The 22922-nt window shown below is 73.1% G+C and carries 19 protein-coding genes; 7 read left to right on the top strand and 12 right to left on the bottom strand.

The window, feature by feature from the left end; all coding sequences use genetic code 11:
* Nucleotides 1–43: 43 nt before the first annotated feature.
* From ACZ6C6_RS04500 to ACZ6C6_RS04525, 6 genes are all read right to left on the bottom strand, one after another.
* On the bottom strand, nt 44–1075 hold the full coding sequence (locus ACZ6C6_RS04500) for a LacI family DNA-binding transcriptional regulator (RefSeq protein ID WP_361024453.1): 1032 nt from the start codon (nt 1073–1075) through the stop codon (nt 44–46).
* A 220-nt stretch (nt 1076–1295) separates the two neighbouring features.
* Complete coding sequence (locus ACZ6C6_RS04505) at nt 1296–2762, bottom strand: GH1 family beta-glucosidase (RefSeq protein WP_469198939.1); 1467 nt, start codon at nt 2760–2762, stop codon at nt 1296–1298.
* 121 nt (nt 2763–2883) lie between these two features.
* A complete protein-coding gene (locus ACZ6C6_RS04510) occupies nt 2884–3804 on the bottom strand; it encodes a carbohydrate ABC transporter permease (RefSeq protein WP_469198941.1) in 921 nt (306 codons plus the stop codon).
* A gap of 16 nt (nt 3805–3820) precedes the next feature.
* Nucleotides 3821–4819 (bottom strand): carbohydrate ABC transporter permease, encoded by a 999-nt coding sequence (locus tag ACZ6C6_RS04515; RefSeq protein WP_469198943.1) that lies wholly within the window; start codon nt 4817–4819, stop codon nt 3821–3823.
* A 161-nt stretch (nt 4820–4980) separates the two neighbouring features.
* Nucleotides 4981–6306: an ABC transporter substrate-binding protein gene (locus ACZ6C6_RS04520; RefSeq protein ID WP_469198945.1), complete on the bottom strand. Its 1326-nt coding sequence runs from the start codon at nt 6304–6306 to the stop codon at nt 4981–4983.
* 536 nt (nt 6307–6842) lie between these two features.
* On the bottom strand, nt 6843–7538 hold the full coding sequence (locus ACZ6C6_RS04525; RefSeq protein ID WP_469199333.1) for a FadR/GntR family transcriptional regulator: 696 nt from the start codon (nt 7536–7538) through the stop codon (nt 6843–6845).
* A 175-nt stretch (nt 7539–7713) separates the two neighbouring features.
* Between ACZ6C6_RS04525 and ACZ6C6_RS04530 the strand changes: the two genes are divergently transcribed.
* A complete protein-coding gene (locus ACZ6C6_RS04530) occupies nt 7714–9501 on the top strand; it encodes a 2-isopropylmalate synthase (protein ID WP_469199334.1) in 1788 nt (595 codons plus the stop codon).
* Between the two features lie 169 nt (nt 9502–9670).
* Here ACZ6C6_RS04530 and ACZ6C6_RS04535 read toward each other — a convergent pair whose 3' ends face one another.
* The 3 genes from ACZ6C6_RS04535 to ACZ6C6_RS04545 all read right to left on the bottom strand — a co-directional run bounded on the left by ACZ6C6_RS04535 (nt 9671) and on the right by ACZ6C6_RS04545 (nt 13380).
* Complete coding sequence (locus tag ACZ6C6_RS04535) at nt 9671–11146, bottom strand: glycoside hydrolase family 18 protein (protein ID WP_469198947.1); 1476 nt, start codon at nt 11144–11146, stop codon at nt 9671–9673.
* Between the two features lie 129 nt (nt 11147–11275).
* A complete protein-coding gene (locus ACZ6C6_RS04540) occupies nt 11276–12679 on the bottom strand; it encodes a HAMP domain-containing sensor histidine kinase (RefSeq protein WP_469198949.1) in 1404 nt (467 codons plus the stop codon).
* The gene (locus ACZ6C6_RS04545) at nt 12676–13380 is read right to left on the bottom strand and encodes a response regulator transcription factor (RefSeq protein ID WP_469198951.1); all 705 of its coding nucleotides are present in this window, start codon (nt 13378–13380) and stop codon (nt 12676–12678) included. The genes ACZ6C6_RS04540 and ACZ6C6_RS04545 overlap by 4 nt, the downstream gene beginning before the upstream one ends.
* 68 nt (nt 13381–13448) lie before the next feature.
* Here ACZ6C6_RS04545 and ACZ6C6_RS04550 point away from each other — a divergent pair, with 68 nt between their 5' ends.
* On the top strand, nt 13449–13988 hold the full coding sequence (locus ACZ6C6_RS04550) for a hypothetical protein (protein WP_469198953.1): 540 nt from the start codon (nt 13449–13451) through the stop codon (nt 13986–13988).
* An 18-nt stretch (nt 13989–14006) separates the two neighbouring features.
* On the opposite strand, the gene ACZ6C6_RS04555 is transcribed toward ACZ6C6_RS04550, so the two are convergent.
* Together ACZ6C6_RS04555 and ACZ6C6_RS04560 are read right to left on the bottom strand one after the other, a co-directional pair.
* Nucleotides 14007–14891 (bottom strand): spermidine synthase, encoded by an 885-nt coding sequence (locus ACZ6C6_RS04555; protein WP_469198955.1) that lies wholly within the window; start codon nt 14889–14891, stop codon nt 14007–14009.
* A 96-nt stretch (nt 14892–14987) separates the two neighbouring features.
* Entirely contained in the window at nt 14988–15365 is a 378-nt protein-coding gene (locus ACZ6C6_RS04560) for a hypothetical protein (protein ID WP_469199336.1), read from the bottom strand.
* Between the two features lie 250 nt (nt 15366–15615).
* On the opposite strand from ACZ6C6_RS04560, the gene ACZ6C6_RS04565 reads away from it, so the two are divergent.
* Complete coding sequence (locus ACZ6C6_RS04565; RefSeq protein WP_469198957.1) at nt 15616–16971, top strand: tetratricopeptide repeat protein; 1356 nt, start codon at nt 15616–15618, stop codon at nt 16969–16971.
* Nucleotides 16972–17065: 94 nt separating this feature from the next.
* On the opposite strand, the gene ACZ6C6_RS04570 is transcribed toward ACZ6C6_RS04565, so the two are convergent.
* On the bottom strand, nt 17066–17662 hold the full coding sequence (locus ACZ6C6_RS04570) for a histidine phosphatase family protein (protein ID WP_469198959.1): 597 nt from the start codon (nt 17660–17662) through the stop codon (nt 17066–17068).
* 216 nt (nt 17663–17878) lie between these two features.
* Between ACZ6C6_RS04570 and ACZ6C6_RS04575 the strand changes: the two genes are divergently transcribed.
* The 4 genes from ACZ6C6_RS04575 to ACZ6C6_RS04590 are packed head-to-tail and all read left to right on the top strand — an operon-like array spanning nt 17879 to nt 22863.
* A complete protein-coding gene (locus ACZ6C6_RS04575; RefSeq protein WP_469199338.1) occupies nt 17879–18850 on the top strand; it encodes a phosphatase PAP2 family protein in 972 nt (323 codons plus the stop codon).
* Nucleotides 18831–19922, top strand: a complete 1092-nt coding sequence (locus tag ACZ6C6_RS04580) for a hypothetical protein (protein WP_469199340.1) — start codon at nt 18831–18833, stop codon at nt 19920–19922. Before ACZ6C6_RS04575 ends, ACZ6C6_RS04580 begins: the two co-directional genes overlap by 20 nt.
* Nucleotides 19913–21532: a hypothetical protein gene (locus ACZ6C6_RS04585; protein WP_469198961.1), complete on the top strand. Its 1620-nt coding sequence runs from the start codon at nt 19913–19915 to the stop codon at nt 21530–21532. The genes ACZ6C6_RS04580 and ACZ6C6_RS04585 overlap by 10 nt, the downstream gene beginning before the upstream one ends.
* Nucleotides 21529–22863 (top strand): AAA domain-containing protein, encoded by a 1335-nt coding sequence (locus ACZ6C6_RS04590; protein WP_469198963.1) that lies wholly within the window; start codon nt 21529–21531, stop codon nt 22861–22863. Before ACZ6C6_RS04585 ends, ACZ6C6_RS04590 begins: the two co-directional genes overlap by 4 nt.
* Nucleotides 22864–22922 lie beyond the last annotated feature (59 nt).

Genomic DNA, 22922 nt, shown 5'->3' on the forward strand with positions numbered 1-22922 from the left:
CTCGAAGTGGGCGCCCCTCAAACCGAGTTGCGGCAACCCGGCGTCACGAGGAGTCGCGGACCACCAGTTCGGTCGGCAGCACGATCTGCGCCCGGTCCGCGTTCTCGCCGGCGATCATGTCGAGCAGGACCCGGGTCATCGTGCGGCCCATCTCCTCGATCGGCTGGCGCACGCTGGTGAGGGCCGGGTCCATGTGCCGGGCCACGGCCGAGTCGTCGAAGCCGATGAGGGCGACGTCGTCCGGGATGCGACGGCCGGCCTCGCGCAGGACCTGGCGGGCACCGGCGGCCATCACGTCGGACGCGGCGAAGACCGCGTCCACGTCGGGGCGGCGGGCGAGCAGGTCGCGCATCGCCTGGGCACCGCCCTCCTCGGAGAAGTCGGCGGGGGCGATCAGCCGCTCGTCGGGCTCCAGGCCCGCGTCGCGAACGGCCTGGCGGTAACCGTCCAGGCGGCTCTGGGAGGCGTAGACGTCGAGCCGTCCGGTGATCGTGGCGATGGAGCGGCGGCCGCGCGAGGCGAGGTGTTCCACGGCGCCGCGGGCGCCCTCGAAGTTGTCCGAGTCGACGGAGGACAGGGACTCGGCGGCGGATCTGCGGCCGTTCATCACGGCGGGCATGCCGAGTTGTTCCAGCAGGTCGGGCAGCGGGTCGTCGGCGTGCACGGAGACCAGCAGCACGCCGTCCACCCGGTGCGCGGTGAGGTACTGCGCGAGCCGGCGGCGCTCGCGGTCGCTGCCGACGAGGGTGAGCAGCAGCTGCATCTCCGTATCGGCGAGGGCGGCGCCGACCCCGCGCACGATGTCGGAGAAGTACGGCTCCGCGAAGAAGCGGCTCTCCGACTCGGGCACGACGAGCGCGATGGCGTCCGTGCGGTTGCCGGCCAGTGCGCGGGCCGCGCGGTTGGGCACGTAACCCAGCTCGGCGACGGCGGCCTCGACCGCCTCCCTGGTGTGGGCGCTGACCCGGGGCGACCCGTTGATGACGCGCGAGGCCGTGCCCCGTCCGACCCCCGCCCGCGCCGCCACCTCTTCGAGCGTGGGCCGGCCCCCGCTCCGTACTCGCGCTGCCGTCATGGCTGCCTCCCGTTCGCGGTCAATTTCTCACAGTCGGATAACCAAACCAAGTCCTGGCGTTGGTTCCCTTGACACTCTGCGGGACCGGTCGGCCGCTCCCCCGCTCCTCTTATGGGAGCGCTCCCACTCTACGCGCGTGGTCAAGCGGAACGCACAGGCCGGGGGCGAATGGGCCGAGACCCGGCACGGGATGCCGGGTCTCGGGGGTGGCAGGCGTGGATCAGGCGAGGTCCTCCAGCGGCGGGAGGGCGTGGCGGCGGATCACGTCGGCGTACCAGTGGGCGCTGTCCTTCGGGATGCGGCGCTGGGAGGCGTAGTCCACGTACACCGCGCCGAACCGCTTCGAATAGCCGTACGCCCACTCGAAGTTGTCCATCAGCGACCAGAGGAAGTAACCGCGCACGTCCGCGCCGTCGGCGACCGCCCGCTGGACGGCGTCGAGGTGGCCGTGCAGGTAGGCGATGCGGTCGGGGTCCTGGACCCGGCCCTCGGGCGAGACGTAGTCGTCGAAGGCGGCGCCGTTCTCGGTGACCATGAGCGGAATGCCGGGGTGCTCGCGGGTGACGTCCATGAGCAGGTTGTAGAGCCCGTTGGGGTCGATCGACCAGTTCATCGCGGTGGTCGGCTTGCCGTCGGCGAGGTGGAAGGCGACGTGCTCGGAGCCGGGCCACGGGGAGTAGTCGCTCGCGCCGTGGCCGTCGTTGCGGGTGTCACCGGAGCCCTCGGCGGGCGTGGAGACCAGGGTCGGCGTGTAGTAGTTGATGCCGAGGACGTCGACCGGGCGCGCGATGGCCTCCAGGTCTCCGTCCTGGACCAGCTTCGACCAGTCCACCACGTGCGCTGTGTCCGCGAGCAGGTCCTCCGGGTAGGCGCCGTGCAGCATCGGGCCGGTGAAGACCCGGTTGCCGACCGCGTCGATGCGGCGGGCGGCGTCCGCGTCCTCGGGGCTGGAGGTCAGCGGGCGGACCTGGTGGAGGTTGAGGGTGACCGAGGTCTGCGCGGTAGCGGGGAGTTGACCGCGCAGAACCTCGATCGCCCGGCCATGGGCGAGGTTGAGGTGGTGGGCCGCGCGCAGGGCGGAGGCGGCCTCGGTGCGGCCGGGGGCGTGCACCCCGGAGCCGTAGCCGAGGAAGGCCGAGCACCACGGCTCGTTGAAGGTGGTCCACGTGTCCACGCGGTCGCCGAGCGCGCCGGCCATGATCGCGGTGTAGTCCGCGAACCGCTCGGCGGTGGCGCGCTCCGGCCAGCCGCCGGCGTCCTCCAGCTCCTGGGGCAGGTCCCAGTGGTAGAGGGTGGCGACGGGCTTGATGCCGGCCTCAAGGAGTTCGTCGACCAGCTTGCGGTAGAAGTCGAGCCCGCGCTCGACGGCCGGGCCACGACCGGTCGGCTGGACCCGGGACCAGGAGATGGAGAAGCGGTACGCCTTCAGCCCCAGCTGCTTCATCAGGGCCACGTCGTCGCGGTAGCGGTGGTAGTGGTCGGCGGCGATGTCGCCGGTGTCGCCGTTGCGGACCTTGCCGGGGGTGCGGCTGAAGGTGTCCCAGATGGAGGGCGTCCGCCCGTCCTCGGCGGCGGCACCCTCGACCTGGTAGGCGGCGGTGGCCGCTCCCCAGACGAAGCCCGTCGGAAAGGTGGTGGTGGCCTCGGGCACCGGCTTCGGGGCGATGTCAGGTCGTACAGCAGTCATGCGGGAGCGCTCCCAGGGGTGTGAAGGACGGGGCGTTGACGGGTGGGGCTACGGGGCCCGTACGGTCCACGGGGCGGGCGGGACCGTACGGCTCCGTGACACAGCAGCGGCGAGCGGGTGGTCAGCCCTTGACGGCGCCGGACATGATGCCGCCGACGATCTGCTTGCCGAAGATCACGAACACCACGAGCAGCGGCAGGGTGCTGATCAGCGCGCCGGCCATCACGATGCTGGTGTCGGGGGTGTACGAGGCACTGAGCTGGCCGAGGGCCACCTGAAGGGTGGGGTTCTCCTGGCTCAGGGCGAGGTAGGGCCAGAAGAAGTCGTTCCACGCCTGGACGAAGGTGAGCATGCCGAGCACCATCATCGCGGGACGGGCCACCGGCAGCACGACGCTCAGCACGATGCGGAAGTTGTTCGCGCCGTCGATCTTGGCGGCCTCGATCAGCTCGTACGGCAGCGCCTCGCTCAGGTACTGGCGCATGAAGAACACACCGAAGGCGCTGACCAGGGTCGGGAAGATCACCGCTTCCAGGTCCCCGCCCCAGCCGATGTCGGACATCATCATGAACAGCGGGACGACGCTGAGCTGCGGCGGGATCGTCAGGGTCAGGATGACCCCGGTCATCAGGGCGTTGCGGCCGCGGAAGCGCATCTTGGCGAAGGCGTAGCCGGCCAGCGTGCAGAAGAAGAGCGTCGCCGCGGTGATGCAGGCGGACACGATGACGCTGTTGACGATCGCCTTGCCCAGGTGCGCCTGGTTCCACGCGGCGTCGAGGTTGTGGAAGAGGCGTCCGCCCGGCAGGAACGGCGGGGTGGTGGCCAGCACCTCGTCCTGGGTGTGGGACGCGGCCACGAGGGTCCAGTACAGCGGCAGCAGCGAGCCGATGCCGATGACGGCCAGGGCGATGTAGGCGAACGGGCCGCCCTTCAGCTGCTGCCCGGCACCGGGCCGGAAGCGGCTGGGCCGCTTCGGTGCACGGTGGACGGAACGCGCCGGGAGGCCGGGCTCCGAGACTTTGGTGGGGCTGGTGATGGTCATTGGAATTCGCTCCCGGTCAGACCGCGGATTTGCGTACGAAGCGGCCGATGAGCCAGTTGACCGCGGCGATGATCAGCAGGAGGGCGAGCATCGCCCAGGCCACTGCGGCGGCCGGACCGAGGTGCCCCAGGTTCCAGCCGTAGTTGTAGAGGTAGACGCTGAGGGTCTCGTACTGATTCTCGTTGCCGCCGGTCTGGCCGAGGGTGCCGCCTTCGAGCAGCAGGGGCTCACCGAACAGCTGCATCGATCCGATGGTCGAGATGACGATCGTGAAGAGGATCGTGGGCCGGAGCGACGGGATGGTCACCTTGCGGAACTGCTGCCAGCGCGAGGCGCCGTCGAGCGAGGCCGCCTCGTACAGGTCGGACGGCACGGCCTGCATCGCGGCCAGGTAGATCAGGGCGTTGTAGCCGGTCCAGCGCCAGATCACGATGACCGCGATGGCGATCTTGGACGTCCAGTGGCCGTTGGCCCAGTTGGTGTCGCCGAGACCGACGAAGTGCAGCACCCAGTTGAGCAGACCGCCGTCGGCCCGGAAGACCAGGGCGAAGACGAGCGCGGCGGAGGCCACGGAGGTGGCGTACGGGGTGAGGATGACCGTGCGCCAGAAGGTGCTGGCCCGCAGCTTGTAGTTGAGCAGGTGGGCCAGGCCGAGCGCGACGAGCAGCTGCGGGACGACCGAGATGACACCGATCAGGAAGGTGTTGCTGACGGCCGTCCAGAACTCGGAGTCGTGCAGGATCTTGTCGAAGTTGTCCCAGCCGACCCACTCCATCTGGTCCATGCCGGTCATCTCGACCCGGTGCAGGGCGATCCAGCCGGTGTAGAGCAGCGGGTAGAGCCCGAAGGCGCCGAAGACGAGGAAGAACGGGGCTATGTAGGCGTACGGAGACGCCTTGTCGTCGAACCGCCAGATCCGGCTGCGCCAGTTCTGCCGGCGTGCGTTCACCGGTTTGTGCTGGGAGCCGCGGGGTGGCGGCGCGTATGCGTCCCGGGTGGGAGTCGAGGTGGCCACGAGCGGGAGTCCTTCCCTGGATTGCTTGAGTTACCCGGGTACGGGGATGGCTGGGCCGTTTACGCCGCACCCCTCAGGAACACGCGGGTGCGGGCGGCCCGGGGAGGGGCCGCCCGCGCCGGGCGCGACCGGCGGTCAGGCCGGACGCGCCCTGGCGAACGTCAGCCGATGACCTTGTCGATGGACTTGGTCGCGGCCTCCCACGCGGCGTCGGGCTTGGTGCCGCGCTGCTCCATGTTGTTGATCTGGGTGGAGATGGTGTCCTTGATGGCGGCGTCCTTCGGGCCGAGGATCGTCTCGGGGATGGACTTGGCCTCATCGGCGTAGATCTGGCCGATCGGGGCGTCGTTGAAGTACGGCAGGGTGGCGTTCTTCACGTCCGGCAGCTCGTACGCGCCGGTGTTGGACGGGAAGGAGCCGATCGCCTTGAAGACGGCGGCCTGCTGCTCGGGGGCGGTCAGCCACTTGACGAGCTTGGTGGCCTCGTCGACGTGCTTGCCGGACTTCGGGACACCGAGGAAGGAGCCGCCCCAGTTGGCCGCGGTGGCGCCGGGGGCGGTGGTGATGTCCCACTTGCCCTTGTTCGCCTCACCGGCGTTCACGGAGATCTGGCCGGCCATCCAGGCGGGGCAGGCCACGGTGGCCATGGTGCCCTTGCGGAGCGCGGCCGCCCACGGGTCGCTGAACTGCGCGAGGCCCTGGGTCAGCTTCTTCGCCGCGGCCTCGGCGGCCAGGTTCCAGCCCTGCTGGACGCTGGGGCTCTCCTTGTAGATCGCCTTGCCGCTCTCGTCGTAGTACTGCTTCGCGTTGGAGCTGACGACGGCGTTGTACATGGCGCTGGCGGAGTCCATGAAGTACGTGCCCGCGGGCGCCTTCTTCTTGTACTCCTCACCGAGCTTGAGGTAGTCCTCCCAGCCGCCGGAGATCTTGGCCGCGACCTCCTTGCGGTCGGTCGGCAGACCGGCCTTCTTGAACAGCTCGGTGTTGTAGCAGAGCGACATCGGGCCGATGTCGGTACCCGCGCCGATCACCTTGCCGTCGGCCGTGGTCGCCTGCTTCTCCTTCCACGACACGAATTCCTTGACGTCGATGACCTTGCTCAGGTCGACGAACTGGTCCGCCTTGGTGTCGACGAGCTCCTTGATGCGGCCGACCTCAAGACCCTGGACGTCGGCGAGACCGCTGCCCGCGTTCAGCTGCTGGAGCAGCTTGGGGTAGTAGACCTTCTCATCCGCGGTGGTGTCTTCCTTCACCGTGATGTTCGGGTGCAGCTCGTGGTACTTGGCGAAGAGACCGGCTTCCTTGTAACCGAACTGGCCGTAGTCGGCGACGGTCAGCGTGATCTTCCCGTTCGCGTCGGAGGACTCGTTCGAGTCGGAGTCGTCGCTGCTGCAGCCGGTCAGCAACAGTGCCGAAGCGGTCAGGCCCGTGGTGGCCAGGACCGCGACTCTGCGGCTCCGGCCGGCGACGGTGCGGGTGATACGCATTCCACTACTCCTTGTTCCAGGGTGGGACTGGCTCACTGCGTGGCATACGCGCTGGTGAGTGCGGGTGCCGGATGGTTTTGGGGGGAGTACACGGGCAGTGCCGTTCACGCGAGAAATCCTCGTGTGATGTGGGAGCGCTCCCATGCGTCGATGTCGGAAGATTGCTGCCTCCGGGGGGTGGGTGTCAAGAGTTGAAGACGCTTCCGTTGCGCGAGCGTGTCCTGCAAGTCACGAGACCGTGTCCGGCCGAGGGCTTGCCAAAGCGGTTCGCCGCGCTGCGGCGCACGGCGGGATTCCGAATACCCGCAGGTGGAGGGAGGGTTGACAGTGGATCTTGGCTGAGCCCCCGACAAAAACCGGCTACGGTGCCGGTTTCCTGGAACGGCCCGGAAACAGCCCGCCCGAGCTTCGGGGACCCCGCCGGGAAGTGAACGGGCCACGGCACGGAGGGGGCGGGGATGCGGACCCGCGCGTTCTTTGCCCGAAGCCGGGGTCCGGATGGTGGCGGGTCGGGGTGCGGGGCGGGGGCCCGGGCGTCACGCCCCGCGCAGCCGGGCGAGCGTGGACTCCAACTCCTCCTGGGCCGCCCGGGCGGCCCGTTCCTGGTCGCCCGAGACGATGGCCGTGACGAGGGCGCGGTGGCCCGCGTGGCCGTGCCGGGGGTCCTGGCGGCGCAGGCCCAGGAGGTCCACGAGGTCGATGAGGCCCTGGCGGAGGGCCGGGACGAACTCGGCGAACAGGTCGGTGAGGACGGGGTTGTGCGCGGCGGCCACGACCGCCCGGTGCACCGCGATGTCCGCGTCCACGAAGTCCGCGTCGTCGACGCCCGCGCCCGCCTCCAGCCGGGCGGTGAGCGCCGCGTCGAGGGCGGCCAGGTCCTCGTCGGTGCGGCGGAGGGCGGCGAGGCGGGCGGCCTGGACCTCGATGAGCATGCGGACCTCGTAGACGTCGGTGACCGACGCCCTGCGCAGCCGTACCGGCCAGTCCTCCGTGACGTGGTCCGCGACGACGAACACTCCGGCGCCCTGGCGGGACCGGAGGAGGCCCAGCGTGGCGAGCGTGCGGACGGCCTCGCGGACCGTGGAGCGGCCCACGCCCAGCTCGCGGGCGAGCGTCGTCTCGCCCGGGAGCCTGGCGCCGACCGGCCAGTGCCCTTCGGTGATCCGCGTGCGCAGATGGCTGGTCGCCTGTTCCACGAGGGGGCTGGGGCGGAGGGGGCCGGACGGGGGCACGTCGTTCACCTGTCAGGTTGTCTGAGGGGTTGCGTTCTGGTTACTGTACCGCCCATGACGTACCGCGGTCTCCTCCTTCTCGGCTGCCGCGGCGGGGCCTGAAGCGATCGGCACCCCGCCGCGGGGTGCCGTGCTGTGCCGGTCGCATCCGGCGATGCGAGAAGAGACACCGTTCATGCCCGAGTCCATGTCCGCGGCCACGTCCGACGCCCGGTCCCCGATGCACAGCTTCCCCACCATCTGCACGCCGCGCGGCCCGGTCCCCCAGGCCGCGCCCCGCTGGAACCCGCAACGCTCCAGTTCGATGCCCTCGCACCGCTACCGCTCCGCGTTCGACCGGGTCGCGGTCCCGCTGACCGGGCGGAGCTGGCCGCAGGCCCGTGCCGAACGCGCCCCGCTGTGGGTCCCGGTCGACCTGCGGGACGGCAACCAGGCCCTCGCTGAGCCGATGGACACCCCGCGGAAGCGGCGGATGTTCGACCTGCTGGTCGCGATGGGCTTCAAGGAGATCGAGGTCGGCTACCCGTCCGCGAGCCGCACCGACTTCGACTTCGTACGGCACCTGGCGACGAGCGGGGCCGTACCCGACGACGTCACCGTGGTCGTCTTCACCCCCGCCCGGGCCGACCTGATCGACCGGACCTTCGAGTCCGTGGCGGGCCTGGACCGCGTCGTCGTCCACCTCTACATCGCGACCGCCCCCGTCTGGCGCGAGGTGGTCCTGGGCCGCGACCGGGCCGGGGTCCACGGCGTGGTGCTGGACGCGGCCCGGCAGATGGACCGGCTGGCCCGGGCCAGGCCCGGCGCGGACATCCGGTTCCAGTTCTCGCCCGAGGTCTTCAACCTGACCGAGCCGGACTACGTCCTGGAGATCTGCGACAGCCTCACCGAGCTGTGGGACGCCTCGCCGGACCGGCCGGTCGTCCACAACCTGCCGGCCACCGTGGAGATCGCCACGCCCAACGTCTACGCCGACCAGATCGAGTACATGCACCGCCACCTGGCCCGGCGGGACTCGGTGATCCTCTCCGTGCACCCGCACAACGACCGCGGCACCGGCGTGGCCTGCGCGGAGCTGGCGGTGCTGGCGGGCGCCCAGCGGGTGGAGGGCTGCCTGTTCGGCAACGGGGAGCGCACCGGCAACGTCGACCTGGTCAACCTGGCGCTCAACCTGCACGCCCAGGGCGTCGACCCGATGATCGACTTCTCGGACATCGACGAGATCCGCCGCACGGTCGAGCACTGCAACCGGCTGCCGGTGCCGCCGCGCCATCCGTACGGCGGGGACCTGGTGTACACCGCGTTCTCCGGCACCCACCAGGACGCCATCAGCAAGGGCTTCGCCCGCCGGGCGGACGGCGCGTCGGAGCTGTGGGAGGTGCCGTACCTGCCGATCGACCCGGCCGACGTGGGGCGTACGTACGAGGCGGTCATCCGGGTCAACTCGCAGTCCGGCAAGGGCGGCATCGCGCATCTGCTGCGCACCGGCCACGGCGTGGACCTGCCGGCCGGGATGCGGGCGGAGTTCTCCCGTACGGTCCAGGAGGCGACCGACGGCAGCGGCGCGGAGGCCACCGGGAAGGACCTGTGGAACCTCTTCGAGGCGGCGTACCTGGTCCCCGGGCGGGACGGCGGGGTCGCCCTCACCTCCTGGTCGGCGCAGACCGGCCCGGCCGGTGAGCACCGCTTCGTCTGCACCCTGCGGGTGGACGAGCGGGAGGGCGATTACGAGGGGTCGGGCAGCGGCCCGGTCACGGCGTTCGCGGACGCGCTGGCGGCGGCCGGGGTCGAGGCGGCCGTCCTCGAACTGCCGGAGCAGCAGCCGGACGGGGCCGGGACGACGACCGCGTACGCGCGCTGCCGGGTCGGCGGCGAGGAGCGCTGGGGCGCGGGGCGGGACGCCTCGGGCGTGGCCGCGTCCGTGGCGGCGGTGCTGTCGGCGGTGAACCGGGCGCGCGGGTAGCGGATCGCGGAAAGGGGTGTGCCCCCGGCCGGGAGGAAGGGGGGTGCTCGACCCGGCCGGGGGACGGTGGGGCGCGCACCCCGGCCGGGGTGGGGGGAAGGGGGCCGGGCCGGGGTGCGCGGGGGAAGGGATGGTCCCGCGCGCGGTCCGCGCAGGCACCCTCGTGGTCCTACTTGTACGCGCCGAACGCCTTGGTGAAGGCGAGCGGTTCCTGGGCGATCGAGCTGCACGAGGCGTCCGCCGTGGGCTTGGCACCGCCCGCGCACTCCTTGTCCCGGGTGCCCGACCACATGGCGAGCCAGGCGAGGCCCTTCTCCTTCGCGAAGGCGACGAGCTGGGTGGCGTCCTCGACCTTGAAGACCTCGGTGCTGACGTCGTTCACGCCGATCATCGGGGTGACGGCGACGGCCTTCCACGCCTCCGCGTCGGAGAGCCCGAGCACGCCCTTGATCTGGGCCTGCGTCGCGGTGGCGGCCTGGACGGCGTAGGTGCCCATGTCGCCGCTGTAGGAGGCGCCGTAGTCCATCGCCATGATGTTGACGGCGCCGACGTCGACGCCGTTCTTCTTCGCGTCCGCGATCAGGTCGACGCCGGGCTGGGTGAGGCCCTCGGGCATCACCGGGAGCGTGAAGGACACGTCCAGGCCGGGGTGCGCCTTCTGGAGCTGCGCGATGGCCTGCGAGCGGCGGGTGTTGGCGGCGGTGTCGGGGAGCGCGCCGCCCTCGATGTCGAAGTCGACCTTGGTCAGCTTGTACGTGTCGACCACCTTGCCGTACGCGGCGGCGAGGTCGGCGGCCGAGGAGCAGCGGAGGGCCAGCTCGGAGCCGGCGGCCCCGCCGAAGGAGACCCGGACGTCGCCGCCGGCCGCGCGCAGGGCGCCGATCTGCGAGGCGACGTGGTCGTCACCGAGGCCGGTGACGCCGCCCCAGAGCGGGGCGCAGCTGCCGCCGGAGGTGATGAAGGCGAGGTTGAACTGCTTGACGCCGGTCCTGTTCGCGGTGTCGACCAGGTCGTACGCGGGGTAGAGCGAGGTGTCCACGTACGGGGCGAAGCGGGCGCCGCTCGCGGTGCCACCGCCGTCGTCGGTCTTCGTGGGGGTGGGCGTCGGCGTCGGGGTCGCCGTGTGGGTGGGCTTCTCGGTGGGGGTGGCCGTGGGGGACGGGGGCGCGGACTCGGTGGGGCGGCCGCTGGGTTCGGGGGTGGCGCCGGGGTCGACGGAGCACGTGGCGCCGTCGATCAGGCAGCCGGTGGGGTCGGCCGCGGTGCCGTCGGAGGCGGCGACGAAGCCGACGGTGACGGACTGCCCGGCGGCCAGCTGCTTGTTCCAGCTCGCGGGGCGGACGGTGACGTGGCCGCCGCTGACGGTGTGCTCGCCGTTCCACAGAGAGCTGAGCTTCGTGCCCGCCGGGAGGTCGAACTCCAGCGTCCAGTCGGTCTTCGTGGAGCCGGTGTCGTTGGTGACGACGTACTGCCCGGTGTACCCGCCGGTCCAGCCGCTGGTACGGGTGTACGCGGCGCCGACCGCCGATGCCTGCGCCGTCCCGGTGAGGGCGAACACCGTCCCGCCGATCACCGCGGCCGCGACGACCGAGCCGATCACCTTGGTCCTGGTGCCCATCGTGCGCCGGTGCGTGCTGGTGCCCATCGCGTTCCTGCCTCGTCGTACGGGAGTGGGGGATGCGGGAGCACGCTAGCGGCTGCGGAACGGGCAAATGGGGTGAGCCGGGCGGGGGTCGGGGTTCTTAGGGCTGCCTTAAGGAGCGCATCGGCCGCGCTAAAGGTTCGGGCGGGACGCGCCCCTGGGACGCCGCCGCTGACGCCCCACCCGATGGCCGCGCCTCCCGGCCTGCGGGCGCTGTCCGTCGAACCCGATCCAGACCCGGACCTCCGTACCGCCCAGCACCGAGCGGCCGATCCGCACGTCGCCGCCGGTGGACTCGGCGACCCGGCGCACGATGTCGAGCCCGAGCCCCGTCGACCCCACCGCGTCCCGCGCCCCACCGCGCGCCAGGGCCGCCTTCGGGTCGGCGATCCCGCCCCCCGCGTCCGAGACCAGCACGATCACCGCGTCACCGCTGTGGTGCACGTCGACCGCGAAGGCGGTGCCCTCCGGGGTGTGCCGGAAGACGTTGCCGAGCAACGCGTCGAGCGCGGCGGCCAGTTCGGGCCGGGCGACCGGGATGCGTACGGTGCGGTCCACTCCGGCGAGGCGCACCTCGCGGCCCTCGTCCTCGGCCAGCGCGGACCAGAAGTCCATCCGCTCGCGGATCACCTCGGAGGCGTCGCAGCCGGCGCCGGGGCCGCCCGGCTGGGTCTGGGGGCGCTGCTCGCGGGCGGTCCGGATGATCGTGTCGACCTCGCGCTCCAGCTGTTCGACGGCTGCCCGGGTCTGCTCGGCCGCGGGCCCCTCGCCGAGCGACGCGGCGTTCAGCCGGAGGACGGTGAGCGGGGTGCGCAGCCGGTGCGAGAGGTCGGCGGCCAGTTCGCGTTCGTTGGCGAGGAGCTGGACGACCTGGTCGGCCATGGAGTTGAACGCGACGGCGGCGGACCGCAGTTCGTCCGGGCCCTCCTCGGGGACGCGGGTGCCGAGCCGCCCCTCCCCCAGGTCGTGGGCGGCGCCCGCGAGGCGGCGGGCTGGCTCGACCATGCGGATGCCGAGGCGGTCGGCCACGGCGACCGAGCCGACGATGAGCGCGACGCCGACGGCGGCCAGCATCAGCCAGGCGGTGGTGACCCCGTGGGACACGGCTGCCTCGGGGACGAACACCTCGACCACCGCGATGTCCCGGGGCCCCACCGCGGTCGGCTGGAGCAGCACGGAGCCGCCGGTGACCCCGATGATCGTGGCGCGGCCCGAGACGCGCACGGCCTCCAGCTCCTCGCGGGTGGCGCGGCCCCTGCCGATGTCGGCCGCGACGCCGTCGGGCTCGCCGGAGGCCGGGATGTGGACGGCCATCCGGCCCGCGGCGCCCGGTTCGGTGGTGAGGACGGCCTTTTCGAGCTGGGTCCGGTCCGTGGTGATGGACAGCGTGGGGCCGATCGTCGCGGCCTGCCGTTCGGCGTCGGAGAACGCGCGGTCGCGGGCCATCTCCTTGACGACGAGCCCCAGGGGCACGGCGAAGGCGATGACGACCATGGCGGTGACGGCCAGGCAGACCTTGACCAGCGCCCATCTCATGCCGGCTGCTCTGGCGCCGGGGGCTGGAGCTTCACGCCGACGCCGCGCAGGGTGTGCAGGTAGCGCGGCCGGGCCGCTGTCTCGCCCAGCTTGCGGCGCAGCCAGGAGAGGTGGACGTCGATGGTCTGGTCGTCGCCGTAGGACTGCTGCCAGACCTCGGCGAGGAGTTCCCGGCGGGGGACGACGACACCGGGGCGCCCGGCCAGGAAGGCCAGCAGGTCGAACTCACGGCGGGTGAGGTCGAGCGCGGTGCCGTCGAGTTCGGCCTGCCGGCGCAGCGGGTCGACGCAGAGGCCGCCGACCTGGATGACGCGCGGGGGCGGCGCCTCGCCCGCGGCGGCCCGGGCCCGGCGGAGCACGGCGGCCATCCGGGCCGACAGGTGCTCCACGGAGAACGGCTTGGTGAGGTAGTCGTCGGCGCCGTCGTTGAGCAGCCGGACGATCTCGCTCTCGTCGTCCCGGGCGGTCGCGATGATGACGGGCACGTCGGTGATGCCGCGCAGCATCTTCAGGGCCTCGGAACCGTCGAGATCGGGCAGTCCGAGATCGAGAATGACCACGTCGAAGCGGAAATGGGCGACTTCACGCAACGCTTCGAGCGCGGTGCCGACGCTCCGTACGGTGTGACCGGCCTCCGTCAGGTGTCGGATGAGGGCGGAACGTACAAACTGGTCGTCCTCGACCACGAGCACACTGGGCATGGGCGGCACCGTACGCCATCCGGTCCGCCCGGGTGCCGGGTCCACCCGTTTCGTGGTGCAGGATGTTGATGATGCAACGAGCTCTGGTACACGCGCTGGCGTGGTCGCTCGCCACCGGCGCGGCGGTCACTGTCTCGTGGTGGGGTGTGCGCTCCGTGCTCGCGGGCACGGTGTACGACCCGCCGCGCGCGGTGCCCGTCGCGGCGCCGACCGCCGAGAGCCTGACGTCCTCGACGCACCGCCCGGCCCCCTCGGCCTCGCCGTCGCCCGAGCCCCGGGCCACCACCCCGAAGCCGCCCGCGCCCTCCCCCCGCAAGTCGTCCCCGTCACACACCCCGGCGCCCAACACCCCGCGCCCGGCGTCCGGGACGACCGCCGCGGCCGGGAAGGCGCGGAGCTACGCGACCGACGGCGGCCGGGTCGTCTTCGAGTTCCGGGCCGACTCGGCGGAGCTGGTGTCGGCGACCCCGGAGCCGGGCTGGTCGATGCAGGTGTGGTCCAACACGACGTGGATACGGGTCAACTTCGCCCGGGACGACGGCACGACGGTCTCCGTCTTCTGCACCTGGAACGATCACGCGCCCCAGGTGGACATCGTCAACTCGTAGCCCGCACGGGGACGGAAGTCAGCGGAACGCGTCCGGGGGCGGCGGCGGTGACGGGCGGGCGTCCGCGTCGCGCACCGGGGCCGCGCCGCCGGTGAAGTCCGCGAGGGCGCGGCCGTGTTCGACGCGTCCGGGATGCGGGTCCGTCGCGACGCGCCGGGTCAGCTGGGCGATCTCCGGCGCCGTGTCGGAGGCGAGCAGGACGGCGTTGCCGAAGCGGCGGCCCCGCCACACCGTGGGGTCGGCGGCGAGCGCGAGTTCGGGGAAGACGGTGGCGGCGGTGGCGATCTGGCCCCGGAGATGGGCCAGCGGCGGCCCGTCCGCGAGGTTGGCGACGTAACTCCCGCCGGGCTTCAGGACCCGGCGCACCTCGGCGAGGAACTCGGTGCTGGTCAGGTGCGCCGGAGTGCGGGCTCCGCTGAACACGTCCGCGATGACGAGGTCGGCCCAGCCGTCCTGGATCTTCCCGAGCCCCGCGCGGGCGTCGGTGGACCTGACCCGGATCCTGGCCTGCGGGTCCAGCGGCAGTTCGCGGCGGACCAGCTGCACGAGTGCCGCGTCGACCTCGATGACCTGCTGGGTGGACCGGGGCCGGGTGGCCGCGATGTACCGGGCGAGCGTGAAGGCCCCGCCGCCGAGGTGGACCACGTGCAGCGGCTGCCCGGCGGGCGCGACGAGGTCCGCGATGTGGCCGATGCGGCGCTGGTATTCGAAGGAGAGGTACGTGGGGTCGTCCAGGTCGACATGCGACTGCGGGGCCCCGTCGATCGTCAGCGTCCAGGCGCGGCGGCGCTCCCGGTCGGGCACGAGTTCGGCGAGCCCGCCGTCCACGGGCTCGGAGACATTGCCCTCCGGGGCTCCGCGGCCCGCGCGCCCCTTGCCGCCGGCCGCTCCTCGACGTGCCACCGCTTCTCGCCCCTGCCCACTGCTCACCGTGCCCGGGACGGGCCGATCCGCGCGGCCCGCCGTCCGGCCATTATCGGTGCGATGCGGGCCGGCGGCTCAGCGGCAGTTGTCGGCGGCCTCGATCAGCCGGGCCGCCTGGTCGAGCGCGACGCGCAGCACGGCCGGGTCGGTGACCGGGGTGCCCGCGGCGGGCGGCAGCAGCCAGCCGCTGCCGGAGACCGGCGGCTCGGCGGGGATGCGCAGCCCCCGGCCGTCGGTCCGCGTACAGGCGCTGCCCGGTACGTCCCAGCCCTGCGCGGTGCCCGGCGGCACCAGGAACCCGAGGGTGTCGCAGGTGCCGTCGTGGATGACCGGGCCCACGACGTCCCGCGCCGTGCCCCGGCGCAGGATGTCCACGGCCTCCAGCCCCTGCCGCGCGGGCACGGTCACCAGATCGCAGGGCTCGTCGGCGGACGCCGTACCGCCCGTCGCCATGTCGATGTGCAACAAGGGACCTCTCCTCTCATCGCCGGAGCCGCGTTCCGTCTCCACAGGGACCAACGCCCCGACCGCGTCAAGGGCTACGGTGCGACACCGCCGCAAAGGGTGGCAGTTCATGGCGGATCGCGGCCGAGATGCCCGGTTCATCCGGAAACGCTGCGTGTGCGCACTGTCACAGCGGGTACGTTCTTGCTCCGCCGGGACACCGGAAACGTCGCCCGGCTCGCACCGAGAGGGCCATGCCATGGTGTCGACACGGGCAGTTCCCAACCTCGCCTTCCGGCGGCTGCGCGGCCCGCGCTCCGCCGGGGAGTTCGCTGCCGCGGTACGCAGGTCCGCTCGCGAGATCGGCGAGCAGGTCGCGTGCGACGCCCGGTACATCGGACGCGTGGAGTCCGGCGAGATCCGCTGTCCCAACTACGCGTACGAGCGGGTCTTCCTGCACATGTTCCCCGGGACGACCCTGGAGGACCTGGGCTTCTCGCCCCGCGCTTCGGTACGCGGGCGGGCGGCCAGGTCCGCGGCGGACGCCCCGCCCCCGACTTCCCCGCCGCCGGAGCCCGGCGGCGACGACGAGGAGAGCGACGTGCTGCGTCGCGTGTTCATGACGAGCGGCACCACCGCGGTGGCGGCCGTCTCCCTGGGACTGGGCCTCGGCGGCCCGGCCAACGCCCTGCCCCTGCAACGCCGGGTCGGCGATACGGAGGTGAGCGCCGTCGAGCGGGCGGTGCGGCAGATCCGGCTGCTGGACGACCGGCACGGCGGCGACTGGCTCTACCGGCGCGCCTCGCAGCCCCTGCGGGCGGCGTACGCGCTGCTCGACGCGGGGACCGTGAACCGGCGCTCCACGGCGGACCGGCTGCACTCCGGCGCCGGTGAGCTGGCCATCTCCGTGGGCTGGCTGGCCCATGACTCGGGCCGCTTCGACGAGGCCCGCTCGCACTACGCGGAGGCGCTGGCCACCGCGCGGGTCGCCGGTGATCCGGCGCTGGAGGCGCACGCGTTCTGCAATGTGTCCTTCCTGGCCCGCGACACGGGGCGGCCGCGTGAGGCGGTGCGCGCGGCGGAGGCCGGTCAGCGGGCCGCCGAGCCGCTGGGCTCGCCCCGGCTGCGGGCGCTGCTCGCACTGCGGGAGGCGGGGGGCCGGGCGGGGCTCGGGGACCGGACGGGCTGCGCGCGGGCGCTCGGCCGGGCGCACTCCGCGTTCTCCCGGGGACCTTCGGGGGCGGACCCGGAGTGGATGAGCTTCTTCCGCGAGGCGGAGCTGGAGATGCTGGAGGCCCAGTGCTGGGCCGCGCTCGGGGACTGGGCCCGGGCCGCGCGCCACGCGGACCGGGCGGTCCGCCTCCAGGACCCCCACTTCACCCGCAACCTCGCGCTCTACCGCGCGGAACTCACCTGGGACCTGGCGCGCGGGGGCCGCCCCGAGGAGGCGGCCTCGGCCGGCCACGCGGTCCTGGACCTCCTGGACGAGGTCCAGTCCTCCCGCGTCCACGCGATACTGCACGACACGGTGGGGGCCCTGGGGCCCCGGGCGGGGATGCCCCGGGAAGTCCGGGACTTCCTGGACCGGGCCCACTCCAGCCTGTCCGGCGTTTGAGGACGGAACCCCGCGCCCCGGTCCGGACCGACCGGTTCCGTCCTCAAACGCCGGACGGCTGACATTCGCGCACCGCCCCCCGCAGGGGCAACGCTCACCGCTCAAGGTGCCCCGTGTCGTTCCATTTCTGGATCGCCGGGGCCCCGTACGCCCAGCCCAGGACCGACAGCGATGTCGGCGCCAGCCAGATGCGGGCGCCGAAGGCGATGTCCTCGCCGAGCCAGCGCGCGCCGAGCGCCCGGAGGATGTGGCCGTGGGCGAAGACCAGGACGTCCCGGTCGGCCGACCGCGCCCATTCCACGATCTCGTCGGCCCGGGCCGACACCTCGGCGGTGCTCTCACCCTCCGGCACCCCGTCGCGCCAGATGAACCAGTCCGGGCGGCCCGCCTTGATCTCGGCCGGGGTCATCCCCTCGTACGCCCCGTAGTCCCACTCCATCAGCGCGTCCCACCGCTCCGCGCGGTCGCCGAAGCCCGCGAGCTCGCAGGTCTCGGCGGCCCGGACGAGCGGGCTGGTGCGGACCTCAAGGTCGTGGAGGTCCGTCCACGGCGCCCGGTGCAGCCGCTCGCCGAGCAGCTTGGCCCCGTCCCGTCCGGCGTCGAGCAGCGGAATGTCCGTCCTGCCGGTGTGCCTGCCGTTGAGGGACCATTCCGTCTGCCCGTGCCGGGCGAGCAGGATGCGCGGTGCCATAAGAGGGTTCTCCCTGGAAAGCCAAGACGTTGTTCCCATCATCCCGTATCCGCGGACGAGGCAACCTGGCGGGCCGCGACGGCGTCCCACTGACCACAGATGAATCAGAGCAGCTGAGGGGTGCCGACCACACCCCAGGGGGACACGCGCCCGGCGCGCACCGTACGGTTGAACGCCCGCAGTCGGCCGCATGAACACGTGATGGAGAAGTTCCGGATGCCGCACGCCACCTCCGCGCACGCTCCGCGCCACCGGCCCCGCTGGTGGACCGAGCTGCCGCTCCTGGCCCTGGTGTACGCGGCGTACTCCGGCGGCCGCCTCCTCGTCCGCGGTGACGTGTCCACGGCCGTCGACCACGGCCTGAGCATCCTGCGCCTGGAGAAGGCGCTGTTCCTGAACGCGGAGCACCCGCTCAACCGCCTCTTCACGGCGCACCCCTCCATAGGCATACCGTCCGACTTCGCGTACGCCTCCCTGCACTACGTGGTCACCCCGGCCGTCCTGATCTGGATGTTCCGCCGCCACTCGGCCGCGTACCGCAGGGCCCGCACCTGGCTGATGACCTCCACGATGCTCGGTCTGATCGGCTTCACGCTGATGCCGACGTGCCCGCCGAGGCTCCTCGACGCGCAGCACGGGTTCGTGGACACCATGGCGCAGTACAGCTCGTACGGCTGGTGGGGCACCGAGGCGAGCGCGCCGCGCGGCATGGGCGGGATGACCAACCAGTACGCGGCGATGCCCAGCCTGCACGTGGGGTGGGCGCTGTGGTGCGGCATCCTGCTGTGGCGCCACGCCAAGCACCCCGCGCTGCGCGCCGCGGGCATCGCGTACCCGCTGATCACCACGTTCGTCGTGATGGGCACCGCCAACCACTATCTGCTCGACGCGGTCGCCGGCTGCGCCGTGATGGGCGTCGGGGCGCTGCTCGCCCGGCCCGTGATGCGCCTCGCCGACCGGGTCAAGGCCGCGGTCCTGCCCCGCTTCACGGGGGCTTCCGCCGCGACGGAGTCCCCGGATGTCAGTGCCGGGTGCGAGACTTCGGCGGGTGAGCGAATCCCCGGCCAGCGGACCTCCTCCGCAGAACCATCCGACGCGGCAGCAGCAGCCGGTCCGCCTGCCCGGGCCGACGGCGCCGACGGGCCGGGACGCACCCCCGACGGGGACCCTGCGGCAGCGACTCGCTGAGCTGAGAGGCCCGGCGGTAGCGCCGCGCCCGCTGGACGCCCGCGCGCTCGCGGCGCTCGCCGCCAACCCCGGCTGCAAGCGCCGCGCCCTGCTGGACGGGGCCGGGGTCGACAAGGGCGCGCTCGCCTCCGCGCTGGGCTCACCGGCCCCCTTCGGCCAGTCGCAGTTCGCCTTCATGCGGGGCAACGCCTTCGAGGCCCGGGTCAAGGCCGACGGCGGTACGGAGCTGATGCGCCTGCTGCACGAGCGGCTCGGCGGCTCCGGTGAACCGCCGCGCGAGGTCGCGACGCCCGATCTGTCCGCCGCCGGGCCCGAGGGCCGCGCGGCCAGGACCGCGCTGGCGCTGCGGGAGGCGACGGAGGCCGGCGGCTGGGCGCTGCTCGACCACCCGATGCTGGCCCTGGAGGTGGCGGGCTCCCCCGCCTATCTGGAGCCGGACGCGGTCGTGGTGCATCCGGACGGCACCTGGACGGTGGTCGAGATCAAGTCGTTCCCCATGATCGACGGCTCGGCGGACGCGGCGAAGGTGGGCGCGGCGGCGCGCCAGTCCGCGGTGTACGTGCTGGCCCTCGAACGGGTCGCGGAGGTCACGGACGGGGCGCGGGTGGAGCACCGGGTGCTGCTGGTGTGCCCGAAGGACTTCTCGAACCTGCCCGCCGCCTCCGTCGTGGACGTACGCAAGCAGCGCGCCGTCACCCGCCGCCAGCTGACCCGGCTCACCCGCATCGAGGAGATCGCGGACGCCCTCCCCGAGGGCGCCTCCTTCGACCCGGAGCGCTCCCCCGAGGACCTGGAGTCGGCGGTCGAGTCGGTCGCCGCGGCCTACGCGCCGGAGTGCCTGTCCGCCTGCGAGCTGGCCTTCCACTGCCGGGCCCGGGCGCGCTCGGACGGTGCCGTGGAGGCGCTGGGGCGCGGGGTGCGGGGCGAGCTGGGCGGCCTGACGACGGTCGCCGGGGTGCTGGCCGCCGCCGCGGGCAAGGAGGGCGATCCGGCCGATCCGGCGGTCGCCGCCCTGCGCCGCGCGGCGGCGTTGCGCGCCGAGGCGCTGGAGGGGCGGGCCGTATGTCGCTGATCACCACGCTGGCCCGGCTGGAGGCCGTGGAGAGCGGCCGGGCGCGGCCCACGGCCACCGTGCGCCACCGCCGGGTGACCGGCCGGCCGCTGGTCCTGGTGCCGCTGACCACGGCGGGCGAGGCGGGCGCCCCGCTCGGCGCGCTCGTCGGCACGGACCGGGAGGCGCCCCGGCTGCTGGCCGTCGCCCAGCCGCGCGACCGGGACCTGCGGTTCGCGTTCCTCGCCGAGCTGGCCGAGGCGGTCCTGCCGCACATCGAGGCGTACGCGGACGTCGTCGAGCCCGCCGAGCGCAACGAGACCGATCCGGCGACCGGAAAGCGGGTCAAGGTCGAGACGGAGCTGTGCGTCGACGCGGCGCAGATCGTCGTCCCGAGCCGCGCGGGCATCGAGTTCGTCCGGCTGCTCGGCCGCTCGATGCGCTTCCGGCGCACCGCCGAGGACGACCCGGACACGCCGTATCCGGCCCCCGCCCGGGTCCCGCTGCTCGGCCGCTGGCTGACGCATTACGGGGAGCGGGCCCGGGTCCCCGGCTCGTCCCTGCTGCTGGCCTGCACCGATCTCCTGAACCGGCACTGGGCGACCGGCCAGTCGAATCTGGAGGACCAGCACCTGGGGGCCCTGCTCGCCTGGATCGACCCGCCGGCCGGCGAGTCCGGTGCGGAGGCGGCCCTTCGGGCGGAGCTGGCCCGGGACGCGGCGGGGCAGCTGCTGTGCCCCCCGGCCGGCCCGGCCACCGACCCGGACTTCGACAACCGGCTGCTGGCCCCGGCGATCGAGAAGTACGACCGGGCACGCGCCTCGCTCGCGGCGGCCGAGGACGGGCTCGCCGCCGATGCCCGGCTGGCCGAGCTGTCCGGGGCCGAGCGCGAGATCAGGGCGCTGCTGGCCGGCGTGCTGCTGCCGACCTGGGACGCGGTGTGGCGGGGTCTCGACCTGCTGCGGGAGCTGCCCGAGGGGTCCAGGACCGAGGACCGCTGGACCCGGGACCGCTGGTCGTTCACCGCCCACCGCGACCGGGTGCGCTCCGGTGAGCCGCCCCAGCCGCGCCGGGACGACGCGGTGACGGCCGCCCGCAAGCTGGCCGCCCGGGAGACGGCCCAGGCGCAGCTGGAGGCGCAGGAGGCGCTGGACGACCCGCTCGTCCTGGCGGGCCGCCGGCTCGCCGGAGAGGCGTTCGTCGCCGAGGTGTGCGCGGTGGAGATGGCGTACAGCGAGTCGAAGCGGCCCTCGCCGCGCCCGCTGGTCACGGTCCGCACCGAGGAGCGGCCGCAGCTGGGCGCGGGCGTGAAGGTCTACCGCTCGCTGGACGGCAAGCCGCAGACCGCCGAGTTCGTGGCGTACGCCCCGGCGGACGGGACGGACGGCGAGGACGGCGCGCTGTCGCTGGTGCTGCGGATCACAGACCGGATGGGGCGCGGCAAGGAGCCGGCGCCCGGTTCGGTCCCGGAGCCGGGCGACCGGATCGCCTGGACCCTGTTCGAGCACGACCAGCGCGGCGGGCCGCAGCTGCCGGACGCGGAGGAGACCCCGTGGACCCACGGCGGTCCGCCGGGCGGCCTGGAAGCGGCCGAGCTGCCCGATCCCGTGACCCCGGAGGACCTGCTGTGACGGCCGTATTCGACCCGGGTGCGGCGGCGGGCCTGGCCACCGCGAAGATCCTGGACGACACGCTGAAGGGCACGGCCCGGGGCGTCGTGGTGGACTCCCCGCCGGGCGCCGGCAAGTCGACGCTGGTGGTGCGCGCGGCGCTGGAGCTGGCCGCGGCGGGCCGCCCGCTGATGGTGGTCGCCCAGACGAACGCGCAGGTGGACGATCTGGTGGTGCGGCTCGCGGAGAAGGACCCCGGGCTGCCGGTGGGCCGGCTGCACAGCAGCGACTCCGATCCGTACGACAAGGTGCTCGACGGCCTGGCGAACGTGCGCAAGTCGGCGAAGGCGGCGGACCTGGCCGGGCTCGACGTGGTCATCTCGACGGCGGCGAAGTGGGCCCATGTGAAGAACGTGGAGCCGTGGGGGCACGCGATCGTGGACGAGGCGTACCAGATGCGCTCGGACGCGCTGCTCGCCGTGGCCGGGCTCTTCGAGCGGGCGCTGTTCGTGGGCGACCCGGGGCAGCTGGACCCGTTCTCGATCGTCGGCGCCGACCAGTGGGCCGGGCTGAGCTACGACCCCTCGGCCAGTGCGGTGAGCACGCTGCTCGCGCACAATCCGGAGCTCCCGCAGCACCGGCTGCCGGTCTCCTGGCGGCTTCCCGCGTCGGCGGCGCCCCTGGTGTCGGACGCGTTCTACCCGTACACCCCGTTCCGCAGCGGTACGGACCACGGGGACCGGCGGCTGTCCTTCGGGGTGGCGTCGGACGGGTCGGCGGCGGACCGGGTGCTGGACGAGGCCGCGGAGTCCGGCTGGGGGCTCCTCGAACTGCCGGCCCGGCACACTCCGCGCACGGACCCGGAGGCGGTGCGGGCGGTCGCCCTGGTGGTGCGCCGGCTGCTGGACCGGGGCGGTGCGGCCGTCAGCGAGCGGTCGCCGGACCCGGCCCCGGTGACGGCGGACCGGGTGGCGGTCGGCACGGCCCACCGCGACCAGGCTGCGGCGGTGCGGGCGGCGCTCGCGGAGCTGGGCGTGACGGGGGTCGCGGTGGACACGGCGAACCGGCTCCAGGGCCGCGAGTTCGACGTGACGGTGGTGCTGCACCCGCTGTCGGGGCGGCCGGACGCCACCGCGTTCCACCTGGAGACGGGCCGCCTGTGCGTCCTGGCATCCCGGCACCGGCACGCGTGCGTCGTGGTCTGCCGGGAGGGCGTCGCGGACCTGCTGGACGAGCACCCGTCGACGGAGCCGGTCCAGCTGGGCGTCACGGTGAAGTTCCCGGACGGCTGGGAGGCCAACCACGCGGTGCTGGCGCATCTGGCGGAACACCGGGTGCGCTGGAGTTGTTGAGTGCGCCGGGGGCGCGGCCGGGAGGGCGCACGCCCGGCGACGAAGACTTCTGCGCCCTT

Source organism: Streptomyces sp. NPDC041814, from assembly GCF_055590565.1.

Coding starts and splice junctions, on each gene's coding strand:
- ACZ6C6_RS04500 (WP_361024453.1), bottom strand. CDS start 1,075: ATGACGGCAGCGCGAGTACGGAGCGGGGGCCGGCCCACGCTCGAAGAG.
- ACZ6C6_RS04505 (WP_469198939.1), bottom strand. CDS start 2,762: ATGACTGCTGTACGACCTGACATCGCCCCGAAGCCGGTGCCCGAGGCC.
- ACZ6C6_RS04510 (WP_469198941.1), bottom strand. CDS start 3,804: ATGACCATCACCAGCCCCACCAAAGTCTCGGAGCCCGGCCTCCCGGCG.
- ACZ6C6_RS04520 (WP_469198945.1), bottom strand. CDS start 6,306: ATGCGTATCACCCGCACCGTCGCCGGCCGGAGCCGCAGAGTCGCGGTC.
- ACZ6C6_RS04530 (WP_469199334.1), top strand. CDS start 7,714: ATGCCCGAGTCCATGTCCGCGGCCACGTCCGACGCCCGGTCCCCGATG.
- ACZ6C6_RS04535 (WP_469198947.1), bottom strand. CDS start 11,146: ATGGGCACCAGCACGCACCGGCGCACGATGGGCACCAGGACCAAGGTG.
- ACZ6C6_RS04540 (WP_469198949.1), bottom strand. CDS start 12,679: ATGAGATGGGCGCTGGTCAAGGTCTGCCTGGCCGTCACCGCCATGGTC.
- ACZ6C6_RS04545 (WP_469198951.1), bottom strand. CDS start 13,380: ATGCCCAGTGTGCTCGTGGTCGAGGACGACCAGTTTGTACGTTCCGCC.
- ACZ6C6_RS04550 (WP_469198953.1), top strand. CDS start 13,449: ATGATGCAACGAGCTCTGGTACACGCGCTGGCGTGGTCGCTCGCCACC.
- ACZ6C6_RS04560 (WP_469199336.1), bottom strand. CDS start 15,365: ATGGCGACGGGCGGTACGGCGTCCGCCGACGAGCCCTGCGATCTGGTG.
- ACZ6C6_RS04565 (WP_469198957.1), top strand. CDS start 15,616: ATGGTGTCGACACGGGCAGTTCCCAACCTCGCCTTCCGGCGGCTGCGC.
- ACZ6C6_RS04570 (WP_469198959.1), bottom strand. CDS start 17,662: ATGGCACCGCGCATCCTGCTCGCCCGGCACGGGCAGACGGAATGGTCC.
- ACZ6C6_RS04575 (WP_469199338.1), top strand. CDS start 17,879: ATGCCGCACGCCACCTCCGCGCACGCTCCGCGCCACCGGCCCCGCTGG.
- ACZ6C6_RS04585 (WP_469198961.1), top strand. CDS start 19,913: ATGTCGCTGATCACCACGCTGGCCCGGCTGGAGGCCGTGGAGAGCGGC.